Below are 15,124 nucleotides of genomic sequence, written 5' to 3'. Positions count from 1 at the left end.
CTGTGTCTGTTGTGTTTATTATTGGTAAGTATTGTTTAGCCAATTAATCAATCGTTGAGTTGTTGTATTAAGATTTTTAAACATACCCTTTTGACATTGTTGTTTGAAAAAGATTTCCGATTCTTTTATTAAATAGCCGACTATGGAATTACCTGATAAAGTGGAATCTATTGCAGCATTTAGATTGTAATTATTCCCGCTTGTTAGCATGACATAGGAATAAGCTATGATTTTGCTATCCCTTTCAGCCACAAAGAAAGGAAGTCCAAATTGGTCAGTTAATGGCATATCCGGACTTTTTAGCTTAGTAGTTGCATTCTTTTGTTGCTTATAAATTTTTACAATGGTAGGAAGATCAGCAATTGTAATAGCTCTTAATATTAGATTTTGATCAGGTTCCGGCTTCGTTTCCATAAGTTACTCTTTAGAAGAGTAAAAGTATCGAATTCAAAAAAACAAGCACAGATACAGAAATGTGGTTGTTTATGGGTACAGAATGTTTTTTAATTGTTAATCTAAAAAAAATCCTCTTTTAAATTAATTTAAAAGAGGATCCTATATTGTAAAACTTAAAAGGATTATAAGTTTGCTTTTATTTTTTCAATCAACGCCATATATTCGGTATCAGAAAGTATTACTTTGTTTGGATTCATTTCAAAAACACTTCCAAAACCATAGCCGTCTTTATATTTTGGAACGATGTGAAAATGCAAGTGCGATAATGTATCTGAAAATGCACCGTAATTAATTTTGTCAGGATTAAAAGCTTTTGCAATTGCTTTAGCAGCCGTGGCTACATCATCCATGAATGCTTTGCGTTCTTCGTCGCTTAATTCATAAAATTCCACTCCGTGATCTTTGTAAACTACATTTAAACGACCGGTGTACGACTGCTCTTTAAACAAGAACAATTGCGACACTTTTAAGTCGGTGATTTTAATCATTAAGTTATGTAAGGTTTCGTTTTCCTGACAATACAAACATTCAGAAACAGCTGATGGCATAGTGATTTATTTTAATAATATTATAAAAATGATTTTAATAAGATAGGGTAAAACTATCCATACTTTTTTACTTTTCCAAATTGTCTTTTTCTTTCAGCTTAGCGATTACTTTTTCGCTAATTTGTTTTCCCTAGGCTTGTCCCGCAACCATAGATTCCTGCATAACCTGAGGCATAGTAGCAATCATTTTTTTTCCAATAGGCGAATTGTAAAAAGCAATTAATTGGTCGATATCATTTTCGGTATAATATTTATCATAAATTGGGATAATCATATTGGTAATATCTTCAGCTTTTATTTCTTTTTTAAAATCTTCCCAAAAGGTATCATTTACTTTGGAATAAGAACTTTTAAAACTCTCCATCATTTGGTTCATCATCTGGATTGCCATTTTTCCGGAACCCATTAGTTCCATAAGTTGGTTTATTTTTTCTGTTTTTGAAGTGCTTTGCGCATTTGCCGAAAGGGAAAGAATACAGAAACTTAAAATTAAAAGTGATTTTTTCATGTTTTGGTTGGATGTAATTTATAGATTCAAAATAAAGTCTAAATGTAAGGATTTAAAATTTACTAATAAAAAATATCCCACAAAAAAAGCGCTCTCTTTCGAGAACGCTTTGTGATATTTAAGAAACTAAAAATTAGTTATTGTTTTCAATCCATTTTCTGGCATTGACAAAAGCTTCCTGCCAAGGAGTAACTTCATCGTTTCTGTGGGCTGGATAATTAGCCCAGTTCCATTGGAAAACGGAACGTTCAATATGCGGCATCGTAACTAAGTGACGACCCGTTTTATCACACAACATAGCGGTGTTAAAATTAGAACCGTTTGGATTTGCAGGATACTCTTCATAACCGTATTTACCCACAATATTATAGCTGTCTTCAGTCATAGAAAGATTAAATTTACCTTCCCCATGAGAAACCCATACTCCTAAAGTTGTTCCGGCTAAACTGGATAACATTACTGAGTTATTCTCTTTTATGGTTACAGAAGTAAAGATGCTTTCATGTTTTTGACTGGTATTGTGCAACATTTTTCCGTGTAATTCTACACCATGTTCCGGATTAATTAGTTCTAATTCCATGAACAACTGACAGCCGTTACAAATACCAACCGATAAAGTATCTTCTCTTTTAAAGAAGTTTTTCAAAGCAGTGTTTGCTTTTTCATTGTATTTGAAAGCTCCTGCCCAGCCTTTAGCTGAACCTAAAACATCTGAATTAGAGAATCCACCAACGGCCCCAATAAACTGAATATCTTCCAGAGTTTCACGTCCCGAAATCAAATCGGTCATATGAACGTCTTTTACATCAAAACCTGCTAAGTACATCGCATTAGCCATTTCTCGTTCTGAATTACTTCCTTTTTCACGAATAATTGCTGCTTTTGGTCTTGGTTTAGAAGCGTCTATTTCAGGTTTTTTTCCTGTAAAATGAGCAGGGAAATTAAAGTGTAACGGTTGGTTTTTATAATTGTTATAACGTTCTTGTGCTGTTCCGTTTTTTGATTGTTTTTGATCTAATAAAAACGAAGTTTTAAACCAGATATCTCTATAATCATTAATATTAAAAATTTCATTATTAATAATCAAATTTTCAGAAGATTCAACTCTTCCGATTTTGAAGAATTCGATATTAGCTGCTTTTAATTGAGGTTCAACACTTGCATCAGTTTTGGCCTGAAAAACAATACCAATATTTTCAGCAAAAAGGATTTTTAATAAATCTTTTTCTGCGAAAGCGGTGAAATCAACTTTGGCTCCTAAATTTACATCAGCAAAACACATTTCTAATAAAGTAGTGATTAAACCACCACTTCCGATATCGTGTCCTGCTACAATTTGGTTATCCAAAATTAATTCCTGGATTGTATTGAATGCATTTTTAAAGAAAGAAGCATCTTTGATAGTAGGCGTTTCATTTCCAATGGTATTCAGAATTTGCGCAAACGAAGAACCTCCTAATTTGTATTCATCCTGTGATAAATTGATATAATAAATGGAACCACCGTCTTTTTGTAAAACAGGTTCTACTACTTTTCTGATATCCGTACAGTTTCCACCTGCCGAAATAATAACCGTTCCCGGTGCAATTACTTCGTCATTAGGATATTTTTGCTTCATCGAAAGAGAATCTTTTCCTGTTGGAATATTGATCCCTAATTCGATAGCAAAATCAGAACAGCCTTCAACAGCAGCGTATAAACGGGCATCTTCACCTTCGTTTTTACAAGCCCACATCCAGTTGGCCGAAAGAGAAATTCCTTTTAGTCCGTCTTTAATTGGAGCCCAGACAATATTTGATAATGATTCCGCAATAGCATTACGGCTTCCTGCAACAGGATCAATTAATGCCGAAATAGGAGCATGACCAATAGAGGTTGCAATTCCTTCTTTTCCGTTAAAATCTAAAGCGACAACACCGCAGTTGTTTAAAGGCAATTGCAATGGACCGGCACATTGTTGCTTGGCTACTTTTCCACCTACACAACGGTCTACTTTATTAGTCAGCCAGTCTTTACAGGCAACTGCTTCTAATTGCAATACCTGTTCTAAATATTCAGCAATTTTTGATGCTGAATAATCTAATGGGGTATAGTTATAATCAACCGTTTTATCAGTCATTATTGTTTTTGGCGAACTTCCAAAGAAATCTTCCAATGCATAATCCATAGGTTTTGCTCCGGTAGTTTTTGATTCGAAAGTAAAACGATGATCGCCGGTTACATCACCTACTTCGTACATTGGCGAGCGCTCTCTGTCGGCAATTCGGTGTAAAGTGTCAATGTCTTTCTGACCAATTACTAATCCCATTCTTTCTTGCGATTCGTTTCCGATAATTTCTTTAGCAGAAAGAGTAGGGTCGCCCACAGGTAATTTATCTAAATCGATTAATCCTCCGGTATCTTCTACTAATTCAGAAAGACAGTTTAAGTGTCCGCCCGCTCCGTGATCGTGAATAGAAACAATTGGGTTATTATCGCTTTCCACTAATCCGCGAATAGCATTAGCGGCTCGTTTTTGCATTTCAGGATTGGATCGCTGAATGGCATTTAACTCAATTCCTGAACCAAAAGCTCCTGTGTCTGCCGAAGAAACCGCAGCACCACCCATTCCGATTCTATAATTTTCTCCACCAAGGATAACAATTTTGTCTCCTTCTTGTGGTTTGTGTTTGATAGCCTGATCTAATTTTCCGTAACCAATTCCGCCTGCCTGCATGATTACTTTGTCGTAACCTATTTTGCGTGCATTTTCTTCATGTTCGAAAGTTAAAACAGAACCGGTAATTAACGGTTGTCCAAATTTATTTCCAAAATCAGAAGCTCCATTAGATGCTTTGATTAAAATATCCATTGGTGTCTGATACAGCCATTTTCTTTCAGCCACTGCAGCTTCCCAGGGTCTGTTTTCTTCTAATCTTGAATAAGAAGTCATATAAACTGCAGTTCCGGCCATTGGTAATGAACCCTGTCCACCAGCCAAACGGTCACGAATTTCTCCTCCTGAACCGGTTGCAGCACCATTGAAAGGCTCTACAGTGGTAGGGAAATTATGTGTTTCTGCTTTTAAGGAAATAACTGAATCAAATTCTTTTATTTCATAGTAATCAGGTTTGTCAGCTGTTTTAGGAGCAAATTGCTGTACTCTTGGCCCTTTTACAAAAGCCACATTGTCTTTGTAAGCAGAAACAATATCGTTAGGGTTTTCCTGTGATGTTTTCTTGATTAATTTAAAAAGGGAAGTTTCTTTTTCTACGCCATCAATTACAAAAGTTCCGTTGAAAATTTTGTGACGACAGTGTTCTGAATTGGCTTGTGAGAAAGCAAATATTTCAGAATCAGTTAATTTTCGACCTAATTTACCTGCCAGATTATTTAAATATTCTACTTCTTCTGAGCTTAATGCCAAACCTTCCTGCTTATTGTAAGCAGCGATATCTTCAATTTCTAAAATATCTTCCGGCTGAATATGAATATTAAAAATATCCTGATTTAATTCGGTGTATTTTTGCGAAAGCATTGGGTCAAAATCAGCAAAATCTTCTGAGACTTTGAAAAATTCTTCGATACGAATGATTCCTGAAATACCCATATTTTGAGTTATTTCAACTGCATTGGTACTCCATGGCGTAATCATAGTGGCGCGGGGACCAACAAAAAAATCCGTCAACACGGATTTTTCTATTTTATTTGCATTGGCAAAAAGCCAGTTCAGTTTAGAAATATCTTGAGCCGAAATTTCGCCTTCTGTTTGTACGGCATAAATTGCGTTGCCTGGGTTTTCAAAGAAATGAATCATTGTTTTGTATTTGATGAATTACGGTGCAAATTTAGTTTAAAAAAACAGTATGAACAAGTGTAAAAAAGACTTTTTAAAGGAGCCGAAATCAGTGTGGTATTTGCCGTGTTTTGGATGCATTTTTTAATGTTTTTTACAGTCAGTCAATTTATTTTTGTAAAAAAGGGTAGGTATATAGTTCCCTTTATTTAATAATGAAATTGTTTTATTTTATAAAATCATTCTATTGTTCTAATTTTATAAAAAAATAATAGCAATGATATATTTAATAAGATTCATTTTTACAGCTTTTTTTGTGATGTGTTTTTATTCCTGTAAGTCGCAATCTGCAGCGGAAGTATATAAAAAAGCGCAAACTGTTATTTCTGATACTGCATTTGTAAATTTGAAAGAGTACAGTGTTGATTTTGTTTATGATATGAAGTATGCAACAACAGATAATTTCCTGAAAGCAAAAGTATATGATTGTGCTGAATGTTATTTGCGATTAAAAACAGTCAAAGCATTAATTGCTGCAAATAAAGAATTTATAGAAAAGGGATATCGGATAAAACTGTTTGATTGTTATCGTCCGTTAGCTATTCAAAAGAGAATGTGGGAAATTGTTTCTAATCCTCAATATGTTGCAGATCCTGCCAAAGGATCCATTCATAATCGGGGAGGGGCAGTAGATATTACCTTAGTTGATAAAAATGGAAAAGAGCTGGATATGGGAACTCCGTTTGATTTTTTTGGTGCAGAAGCTGGGCATAATTACGCCAATTTGTCTAAAAAGATAAAAAACAACAGAAAGTTTCTTAAAAAGATTATGGATAAGCATCATTTTAAAGCTTTAGATTCAGAATGGTGGCATTACAATTTACAATCGGCTTTAAAAGATAAGGTTGCTAATACAAAATGGGATTGTGAGTAACTTTTAGATAATCTTTTTAATTACCCTGAGTTTGTGGGTGTGTTTGTTGATTTCAGCATTAAAAATTCCTAAGTGATCTATGCGGTCAATTCTCACTTTACCACTGGCATGAATGATATAATTGTTTTCCATAATAATACCCACATGAATAATATTACCTTCTTCATTGTCAAAAAAAGCTAAATCTCCTGGCTCGCTTTCTTCAATGAAACTTAGGGCCTCACCCTGTGTTGCCTGTTGTGATGCATCTCTTAATAACTTGTAGCCGTTAAGTTTATAAACCATTTGTGTAAAACCGGAACAGTCAATCCCAAAAGGTGTTTTTCCTCCCCATAAATAAGGTGCATTTAAGTAAAGGTAAGATGTATTGATAATATTTTTTTTGTTTTTGATTCCGTTTACTTTAGTTCCTTCAAATTCATAATTGGCGGTGTTTATTTCGCTGTTATGTAAAAACGACAGAGAAGAACCTAATGGAATTGGTATAAGCGTGTTGGAAGACCCGGTAATGTATTCTATCAAATCAGCATTTAATATTGGCGTTTCTTTAGATAATTGGTTGTAATTAGATTCTGAAATAACCTGATATTGCTTAGAATCAACCCAGCCTTCATAATCATCATACTGCAGTTTAATGCGGGACCATTGTTTGTTTGTTTCTATTATTTTAAAATGTTCTCCAAACAAAACCTGGGAAACAATTTCGCTTCTGTCACTAGCTTCAAAACGAAGTGGTATAATGGCTAAATTACAAATTCCGAACATTAATTCTATTTTTTTAAATTCTTTCAATAACAATTGCTGAAGCTCCGCCACCTCCGTTACATATAGCTGCTGCTCCTATTTTAGCATTATTTTGTTCTAAAACATTTAGTAAACTCACTATGATTCGCGCTCCGGAACAACCCAATGGATGACCCAGAGATACTGCACCGCCATTTACATTTACTTTTTTGCTATCCAGATTCAGGATTTTGATGTTGGCTAATCCAACAACAGAAAAAGCTTCATTGAATTCAAAAAAATCGACATCGTTGAGTGTTATTCCTGCTTTGTCTAAGGCTTTTGGTAACGCCTTGGCAGGGCTTGTTGTAAACCATTTTGGTTCCTGCGCAGCATCGGCATAACTTTTTATGTAAGCCAATGGTTTTAGGTTTAATTGGGCTGCTTTTTCTTCACTCATTAATATTAAAGCAGCAGCACCATCATTGATAGTAGAGGCATTGGCAGCAGTTACTGTTCCGTTTTTTGTGAAAACGGCATTTAAAGTTGGGATTTTTTCCAATTTTACATTGGTAAACTCTTCATCTTTACTAATGATAATCGGTTCGCCACGTCTTTGTGGTACTGTAACCGGAACTATTTCGGCATCAAATTTACCCGCTTCCCAAGCCTTTGCAGAACGACGGTAGGATTCAATGGCATAATTGTCTTGTTCTTCACGACTAATATGATGTTCGGTAGCGCATAAATCGGCGTAAACACCCATAGCCTGATTGTCATAAGCATCTACCAAACCGTCTTTTTGCATACCGTCAATAAGGGTAGTTGGACCAAATTTAGTTCCATTTCTTAAATGCGTATAATGCGGAATCAGGCTCATGTTTTCCATACCACCTGCTATTACCGTTTCGGCATCGCCAGATTGTATTGCCTGAGCAGCCATCATAACGGCTTTCATTCCTGAAGCACAAACTTTGTTAATTGTTGTACAGGGAACAGTATTATTTAATCCGGCAAAAATGGCTGCCTGCCTGGCTGGAGCTTGTCCTACACCGGCCTGAATTACATTTCCCATAAGTATTTCGTCAACCATAGCTGGGTCTAAATTAATTTTATCTAAAGCTCCTTTTATGGCTATTGCACCAAGTTGTGGTGCAGTAACATTTGATAATCCTCCCATAAAACTTCCGATAGGGGTTCTGACTGCAGAAACAATTACTACTTTTTTATTCATGACTGAAATTCTTATTGGTTGTATGCTTGTAGCAAATTTACTCTTTTTTGTATAAAATTTAGATTTTCAGTTGTTGATTCTGTTTTTGAAAAAATGTTTTCTAATTTTTTTAATCTTATGTATTTGATTTTTAGTGTTTTTTGAAAACAGTAAAAAAAATAATAAAAAAAAGCATCAAAATAGTTGTGAGAAATGGGATGATGTGTTACATTTGCAACCGCAAAACAAGACACGTTCTTTGAGCTTGGAGAGGTGCCAGAGCGGTAATGGAGCAGATTGCTAATCTGTCGACGGGTAACCGTCGCCAGGGTTCGAGTCCCTGTCTCTCCGCTTAATACTTTGTCTTCGGGGTGTAGCGTAGCCCGGTTATTGTGTCCCGATTGAAATCGGGAAGACCACAGATAACGAATCTATCTATAAAAAGTTCGGGGTGTAGCGTAGCCCGGTTATCGCGCCTGCTTTGGGAGCAGGAGGCCGCAGGTTCGAATCCTGCCACCCCGACAAAACTTTGCCATAAGTTTAAAAACAAATGGACGCATAGCTCAGCTGGATAGAGCATCCCGATTATTAATCGGGACGGTCAGAAGGTTTAGATATGATAAAACAGATTAAAGGACGCATAGCTCAGCTGGATAGAGCACCTGCCTTCTAAGCAGGCGGTCGAAGGTTCGAATCCTTCTGCGTTCACAAAAAGCCACTCATTTGAGTGGCTTTTTTGTTTTAAGTTTATAAAATCCAAATTGCCTTTATCTGAAAAGCTGGTACAATAAACTTACTTTACTCTCTTTTAGTTTTTTTAGAATTTTAAGAAAAGCGATAGCAGTGATGTATGCATCTCCTATTGCAGTGTGCCGGTCCTTTTTTGATATATCAAATTTATCGGCCAGATCATCTAATGTATAGTGATCTTTACGTACCAGTAAATTAGATTTAATTAATGTTTTTTTGTATAAAACAGCGGTATCGAGGGTTTTGTTGGTTAGTTTCGGCAGACCGTTTCTTTCCAGTGCATTATTAATCATGGTGATGTCAAATTTAGTATGATGCGCAATGATAATGGAATCTCCTAAATAGTCTAAAAACAACTGAAGTACCTGTAATTCTGTTTTATGATCCAATACATCACTTCTTATAATTCCGTGAATTTGAACGCTGGATTTATCAAAATGCTCCTGATCCATATAATGCTCAAAAGCATTTTGTAAATTGATGACTCCGTTTTGTAGTACGATGGCTCCAATACAAAGAATACGGTCATTTATGTAATCAAATCCGGTAGTTTCTGTATCAAGAACAACAAACCGTGCAGATTCGATGGGTTGATTTAAATTTTCTTCAATAGGTTCCTTTAGAATTCCCAGAATTTGAAGAGACTCGGTTATTTTTTCTTTAATAGTCATTATATTGTAATTTTTCCAGGATTAAAACGCATCGAAATCACTTCTTGTAATTCTTTAATTGTTTTAAAGGTTCCCTTTAGTTTTACTTTTTCTAATTTGGAAAGTGCTTCTAATTCAATAAATTGTCCGGAATCATGATGTAAAAGACCTTGTTTTGTTCGGAATTTGAGTAAGGCTTTGTATGAATAAGCACAAGATAAATACAGTTCTTTGTTTTGTGGTTCCAACTCGGCCAGTTTTTCAAAACGTTCGGGAGTATTGCTGATTCCTTTTACAGAATGGGATAAAATCAAAACGCGGGCAGCATCAGCTAATGGCATTAAAGCACGTCTTTTAATGTCGAAAAAATCTTTATGAGCACCATCCTGTTCTACCAGAAATTGTCTGAAAAAACCTGTTGGTGACGGACTTTGTAAAGCACCGCTAACTAAATGCACATAGAAGATAGGATTGGCGGCAATATCTTCAAAAATATAATCGGCTAATTCATTGGCTAATTCTCTGTCTCCAAAAGATAAGCTGTAATCAAAAAAGATAAAGGAAAGTAAGACTTCATCTTTACCTGGTTTACTAATCCAGTCGTGAACTAATTCTTTCCATTGGTTTAAACTCAGGCACCATTTAGGATTGGAAGCCATCATTTCTGCAGGACAGTATTCATATCCAATTTCAAAAAGCCCTTTGTTAACTATTGCTGCTAGTTCCAGAAAATACTTGCTGGTTTTTTCCTGTAACTCTTCAGGGACATCTTCATAAATCAACGCATTATCCTGATCGGTGTGTAATAATTGTTCGCTGCGTCCCTGACTTCCTAATGCCAGCCAGGAAAACCGTACAGGTGGCGGGGTTTTCATCTTAGCCAGGGATAATTCTATAACCCTTTTAATACAGGCATCATTGAGCTCTGTAATAATTTTTGAGGTAATCGTTATAGGAATATTTTGGTCTAAATATCCCTGCAGCAATTGCATTATTTTGGTACGAATCGGTTTGATGGCTTTGGCTTTTTTCACCCTTTTTAATGCCTTGATTAATACGGCAGGATTATTTCCTAAAGCAACCATTACGTCGTGTTTAGAAAGAATTCCGATAGCTTTGGTATTTGCTGTCCCGTCTTTAGTAAGGCATAAATGACTGATATTGCTTTTCATCATTGCCATTTGTGCCTGTGTGATGGTCATTTTTTTAGAATAAGTAATTACCGGTGAGTTCATGATTACATCTGCAGAAGTATTAATAGAATGTTCACCGGTTACAATTTTATTTCTTAAATCTTTATCGGTTATAATCCCAATAGGTAGCATATCTTCTACTACCAGCATCGCTCCAATATTCTTTTTTGTCATAGTTGCTGCAATTTCTTTAGCTGTAGTAGCACGGGAGCAGGTAATTATTTTTTTAGAATATTTTATAGGTTGCAGATCCAGTATTTTATTATCATAATCAATGATATCATCTCCATTTGTATTTTCAAAATCAATGCGCTCTCCATATAGTTTACCACTATGGCTTTTTGAAAAAGGATTATGCGTGTTAGAAGCAAAACTATCAATTATAAAACTGCCTACATCGGCATTTTTTATAGCATAAGGTTTGAAAACAGCGATGGGAATTGCGTATAAAATGGTTTCTTCATGAGTGGTAGCTTCCATTTTATAATTTTCATGGGCAATTAATGGTCGTAAACCAAAAATATCACCTTCATCACACATATCCAGGATATCATTTTTTGCTTTTTTGCGTAATTCCACAGCTCCTTTATGAACAACATAAAAAGAATCATGTGTCTCTTCATTTTCTTCAAAAATAACAGCTCCTTTGTCTTTGTAAATTATTGAAACCTGTTCAGAAAGTACTTCTATATCATTTTTTTCTAAAAAATTAAAAGGAGGGAAATTTTTTAAAAAGTCGGCAACTCTTTGAGAGATGGTATTTTTCATTAATAATTATTTTTAGGCTTGGTTTATTTCATATGCTAATTTATTACTTTTTATGTTTTATAACTAAAAAAAGCTCCTGTTGAGGAGCTTCTTTTGTTGATAATGTATGAAATAATTATTTCTTTTTGGAGACTTTCATGTTTAGTACTTCTACCATCAGTGAGAAAGATATAGCAAAATACAAATACCCTTTTGGAATAGGAGTTACATGGCTGCCAAAAACTAAAGCATTGGATAAATGAGCACTTTCAGTAATCAGCATTAACCCAATTAATATTAAAAACGATAAACCTAAAATTTGGATTGAAGGATGTTTGTTTACAAAAGTCCCTACCGGAACAGCAAATTGCATCATAATCAAAATAGAGATAATCACAGCAGTAATCATGATATACAAGGCGCCGGTAACACCATTAGTCATTCCTACAGCTGTTAAAATACTATCAAATGAGAACACTAAGTCAATCAGGATAATTTGTAAAATCACACTGCTGAAGGATTTTGCGGCTGTTTTTCCAATTTCTTTTTCTTCTTCTCCTTTATGATCGACTTTTTCTCTAATCTCGTTAGTACTTTTATAAATCAGAAACAATCCTCCTAATAATAAAATGATACTTTGTCCTGAAACCTGAGCATTTATCCAGCTTAGTTCAATAGTAAACCATGGCTCTTTCATAGCAATTAGATAAGAAATTCCCATCAGCAATGCAATTCTCATGAACATCGCCAGAAACATCCCTATTTTAGTGGCTTTTTTGCGACTTTCTTCCGGTAGCTTTCCGGTAGCTATTGATATAAAAATTATATTATCAATCCCTAGCACAATTTCGAGAAAGGTTAAAGTCAATAACGCTATCCAGGCATCAGCATTTAAAAATACTTCCATAATAAAATATAATATGATTAAAAAAATAATTAGAATTTACAGTTCACCAACTTTAGTGACAGTTCCTCTTTGTTTTTGGTCTGAACCAACAATGCCAAATTCAAAGGTATAGGAATTTTTAGAAGTGGTCAAAATTTTCATTCCTATTGCTTTTTCTTCAGCCATATTTTTAGGATGTAGTTTTTTAAGAACATATTCGCAATCATTAACCCAGCGTATAGAAGCGGTATCAGTTTTTCCTTCAAAGGTTTCAATCTCGATGCTGTCATTACGTTGAAAAAGTGTCACTTTTTTTACACCGTCAACTTCGTGTTCAAAACGAAATTTCCCGGTTTTAAAGTCTGCACAATTGTGTTCTGCATTATAGCAGGAAACAATAATAAGAAGTAAGGGAAGTAGAATAAGTTTTTTCATTTTATTGAATTTTAATATCGTATTTGTCTAAAAGTCCCGGAATTCCCTGCATCGAAAATTTGGCTTTTCGCATCGGGTTGAATTCTGGATCAATTTTATAATTGTAAGCCGTCAGGAAATTCACTTCCTTCAATTCAGTGTCGTTAAAAACAGCATTTTCCAGATTGCAATTGTCAAAAACGGAGTTAGAAAGATTGGTTCCAATGAAACTGACTTCTTTCATAGAGCAAGAATTGAATCGGGATTTAGGCATTTTTTTATTCGAAAAAGAAGCGTAATCTAAAATACAGTCATTGAAACTCACGGTAAACATAAAATCGGCACAAGTATTAAATTGGATTCCTAATAATTTACAATTGGAAAAATGAACAGTTTTTAAGCTGGTATTACCAAGAGCAGTCATCGAAAGATTACAGTTGGTGAATTCGCAATCCATAAAAGTATTGTTAGAAAAATCACTGTTGGAAAAGTCACAGTTTTTAAAAACGCAATCTTCAAATTCGCGATTGTTCACTTTTTTGTTAATAAAAACGACTTTTTCGAATGTTTTCTGGATGTGAATTAAGTCTTCCATTAATCGTTGAATAAGGCTTTCATAATAAATTGCAGTCCTTTGAAACTCAAAATGACAGCAGTAATACAAAATGCGATCCCGAATCCCAAAACCAAATAATGCCATACATTTTGTTGATTCATAAAAGCATTATGGATAAAGGAGGGGCCTATAAAAAGCAAAGGTAAAGCGCCTGTTAAGTATTTTACGCCTTTGGATAATAATTCTTTGTTTGTAGCCATGTTTTTTTTAGTACTTAGTGATGAGTCCATAGTTCCATAGTCCTTAGTTTTTTGGAGTCCAACTAAGGACTAAATAACTAACTGCTAAGGACTTATTTAGAATTATAAAAATCAACTGCTTTACGCACACTGCCGTGTTCTTTCAATAGTTGGGCGGCTTCTTCGTAGCTTACAGGAATTTCGCCCATAATCATTTTGGTTCCGCGATCAACGAGTTTGTTGTTGCTCAATTGCATATCGACCATTTTGTTTCCTTTTACTTTTCCTAACTGGATCATCGTTGCGGTCGAAATCATATTTAAAACCAGTTTCTGAGCGGTTCCTGCTTTCATTCTGGAACTTCCGGTAACAAATTCCGGTCCTACAACCACATCAATAGGGAATTGGGCTGTTTGCGAAAGCGGGCTCCCGGCATTGCAGGAAATACTTCCTGTGATGATATTATTTTTATTACAGGCTTCTAATCCACCAATAACATAAGGCGTTGTTCCCGAAGCGGCAATTCCCACCACCACATCATTTTCATTAATATTGAATTCCAGTAAATCCATCCAGGCTTGCGTAGCATTGTCTTCGGCATTTTCTACCGCTTTACGGATGGCTTTGTCGCCACCGGCAATAATACCCACAACCAGGTCAAAAGGTACTCCAAAAGTAGGAGGACATTCCGATGCATCCACCACACCTAAACGCCCTGAAGTTCCCGCACCTATGTAAAATAAACGTCCGCCCAGTTTCATTTTAGTAACAATCTGAGTGACTAAAGTTTCAATTTGAGGTAATGCTTTTTCTACAGAAAGCGGAACGGTTTTGTCTTCGTTATTGATGTTCGAAAGCAAGTCAGCAACTGACATTTTTTCTAAATGTTCGTATTTCGAGGATTGTTCGGTGGTTTTTATGAAGGTCATTTTGTTGTGTTTCTGAGTTGCAAAGTGCCAAAGGTACTAAGTTTTCAGCAAGAATGGTAGGAGGATTTTGTTGTATTTTGATTTTTTGAAATAAAGTTTTATTCAGCTTTAATATAATTTCTAAATTTTCTAAAAAGAATTTTTTCTTGAATTCTGTAAATAAACCAAAACCAAAAAAGAATAAATGGTAATAAAAAAATACTCGATGGAGGAACCTCTTTACCACTCAAAAATGTAATTAAAATTGTAAGTGTTGGAATAATTCCGATAAAATAAAGTTCAACGCGTAATTTCGTTTTTAAATCAATTTGGGTTTTCCCATTTTTTAATTCGGTCAACTTTCCAAAACCTTTTATTCCTTCAAAATATTTAGGATTCGAGATAAAAATAAAAGTTCCTAATGAAATTTTCGAGAGAATTGTAAATTCATTCTCAGAAATCCATTCAAGTTTAAATTTTCGCTCAGTAGCAATTCGAATTTTTTCTTTTAATTCAGTGACTGAACCATTAAATTCTATTGATTCTTTCAAAAGTGCTTTTTCAATAAACTCTTCCATTATTTATTACGAATGGTTGGCTTTAGCTAAAATTACTCTTTTGGCT

The 15,124-nt window shown here is 34.9% G+C and carries 15 protein-coding genes and 3 tRNA genes; 4 read left to right on the top strand and 14 right to left on the bottom strand.

Features of this window, described 5'->3' with window-relative positions; translation table 11 throughout:
- Nucleotides 1-18 precede the first annotated feature (18 nt).
- From ACSV4D_RS11590 to purL, 4 genes are all read right to left on the bottom strand, one after another.
- Nucleotides 19-414 (bottom strand): hypothetical protein, encoded by a 396-nt coding sequence (locus tag ACSV4D_RS11590; protein ID WP_439228402.1) that lies wholly within the window; start codon nt 412-414, stop codon nt 19-21.
- Between the two features lie 164 nt (nt 415-578).
- The gene (locus tag ACSV4D_RS11585) at nt 579-1,004 is read right to left on the bottom strand and encodes an HIT family protein (RefSeq protein ID WP_408081945.1); all 426 of its coding nucleotides are present in this window, start codon (nt 1,002-1,004) and stop codon (nt 579-581) included.
- Between the two features lie 130 nt (nt 1,005-1,134).
- On the bottom strand, nt 1,135-1,512 hold the full coding sequence (locus ACSV4D_RS11580; RefSeq protein ID WP_439228401.1) for a DUF2059 domain-containing protein: 378 nt from the start codon (nt 1,510-1,512) through the stop codon (nt 1,135-1,137).
- Nucleotides 1,513-1,645: 133 nt separating this feature from the next.
- On the bottom strand, nt 1,646-5,308 hold the full coding sequence (gene purL / locus ACSV4D_RS11575; RefSeq protein WP_439228400.1) for a phosphoribosylformylglycinamidine synthase: 3,663 nt from the start codon (nt 5,306-5,308) through the stop codon (nt 1,646-1,648).
- Between the two features lie 256 nt (nt 5,309-5,564).
- On the opposite strand from purL, the gene ACSV4D_RS11570 reads away from it, so the two are divergent.
- Nucleotides 5,565-6,221: a M15 family metallopeptidase gene (locus ACSV4D_RS11570; protein WP_439228399.1), complete on the top strand. Its 657-nt coding sequence runs from the start codon at nt 5,565-5,567 to the stop codon at nt 6,219-6,221.
- A gap of 3 nt (nt 6,222-6,224) precedes the next feature.
- Here ACSV4D_RS11570 and ACSV4D_RS11565 read toward each other — a convergent pair whose 3' ends face one another.
- Together ACSV4D_RS11565 and ACSV4D_RS11560 are read right to left on the bottom strand one after the other, a co-directional pair.
- Nucleotides 6,225-6,986 carry a C40 family peptidase gene (locus ACSV4D_RS11565; protein ID WP_408081934.1) on the bottom strand — a complete coding sequence of 254 codons (762 nt, stop codon included), beginning with the start codon at nt 6,984-6,986 and terminating at the stop codon, nt 6,225-6,227.
- Nucleotides 6,987-6,999: 13 nt separating this feature from the next.
- Entirely contained in the window at nt 7,000-8,178 is a 1,179-nt protein-coding gene (locus tag ACSV4D_RS11560; RefSeq protein ID WP_439228398.1) for an acetyl-CoA C-acyltransferase, read from the bottom strand.
- Nucleotides 8,179-8,424: 246 nt separating this feature from the next.
- Between ACSV4D_RS11560 and ACSV4D_RS11555 the strand changes: the two genes are divergently transcribed.
- The 3 genes from ACSV4D_RS11555 to ACSV4D_RS11545 all read left to right on the top strand — a co-directional run bounded on the left by ACSV4D_RS11555 (nt 8,425) and on the right by ACSV4D_RS11545 (nt 8,865).
- Nucleotides 8,425-8,508: transfer RNA gene (locus tag ACSV4D_RS11555), tRNA-Ser, on the top strand.
- A gap of 96 nt (nt 8,509-8,604) precedes the next feature.
- Nucleotides 8,605-8,679, top strand: a tRNA-Pro gene (locus tag ACSV4D_RS11550).
- 112 nt (nt 8,680-8,791) lie between these two features.
- Nucleotides 8,792-8,865, top strand: a tRNA-Arg gene (locus ACSV4D_RS11545).
- A gap of 59 nt (nt 8,866-8,924) precedes the next feature.
- On the opposite strand, the gene ACSV4D_RS11540 is transcribed toward ACSV4D_RS11545, so the two are convergent.
- The 8 genes from ACSV4D_RS11540 to ACSV4D_RS11505 form a co-directional block, all read right to left on the bottom strand.
- Nucleotides 8,925-9,578 carry a 3'-5' exonuclease gene (locus ACSV4D_RS11540; protein ID WP_408081932.1) on the bottom strand — a complete coding sequence of 218 codons (654 nt, stop codon included), beginning with the start codon at nt 9,576-9,578 and terminating at the stop codon, nt 8,925-8,927.
- Nucleotides 9,578-11,518, bottom strand: coding sequence for a DUF294 nucleotidyltransferase-like domain-containing protein (locus ACSV4D_RS11535; RefSeq protein ID WP_439228397.1), 1,941 nt, complete (start codon nt 11,516-11,518; stop codon nt 9,578-9,580). The genes ACSV4D_RS11540 and ACSV4D_RS11535 overlap by 1 nt, the downstream gene beginning before the upstream one ends.
- Nucleotides 11,519-11,633: 115 nt before the next feature.
- The gene (locus ACSV4D_RS11530) at nt 11,634-12,404 is read right to left on the bottom strand and encodes a TerC family protein (RefSeq protein ID WP_408081930.1); all 771 of its coding nucleotides are present in this window, start codon (nt 12,402-12,404) and stop codon (nt 11,634-11,636) included.
- Between the two features lie 36 nt (nt 12,405-12,440).
- Complete coding sequence (locus tag ACSV4D_RS11525; protein ID WP_439228396.1) at nt 12,441-12,818, bottom strand: DNA topoisomerase IV; 378 nt, start codon at nt 12,816-12,818, stop codon at nt 12,441-12,443.
- A 1-nt stretch (nt 12,819) separates the two neighbouring features.
- Entirely contained in the window at nt 12,820-13,392 is a 573-nt protein-coding gene (locus tag ACSV4D_RS11520) for a pentapeptide repeat-containing protein (RefSeq protein ID WP_439228395.1), read from the bottom strand.
- Nucleotides 13,392-13,613, bottom strand: a complete 222-nt coding sequence (locus ACSV4D_RS11515) for a DUF6095 family protein (protein WP_408082130.1) — start codon at nt 13,611-13,613, stop codon at nt 13,392-13,394. Before ACSV4D_RS11515 ends, ACSV4D_RS11520 begins: the two co-directional genes overlap by 1 nt.
- 92 nt (nt 13,614-13,705) lie before the next feature.
- Nucleotides 13,706-14,521, bottom strand: coding sequence for an N-acetylmuramic acid 6-phosphate etherase (gene murQ, locus ACSV4D_RS11510; protein WP_439228394.1), 816 nt, complete (start codon nt 14,519-14,521; stop codon nt 13,706-13,708).
- 98 nt (nt 14,522-14,619) lie between these two features.
- Entirely contained in the window at nt 14,620-15,078 is a 459-nt protein-coding gene (locus ACSV4D_RS11505) for a hypothetical protein (protein ID WP_439228393.1), read from the bottom strand.
- Nucleotides 15,079-15,124 lie beyond the last annotated feature (46 nt).

The organism is Flavobacterium sp. ARAG 55.4 (genome assembly GCF_051846875.1).
In the GTDB taxonomy this organism is placed as follows: Bacteria; Bacteroidota; Bacteroidia; order Flavobacteriales; family Flavobacteriaceae; genus Flavobacterium; species Flavobacterium plantiphilum.
The sequence above is the reverse complement of the archived record's forward strand: the minus strand, read 5'-3'. Positions and strand labels throughout refer to the sequence as shown.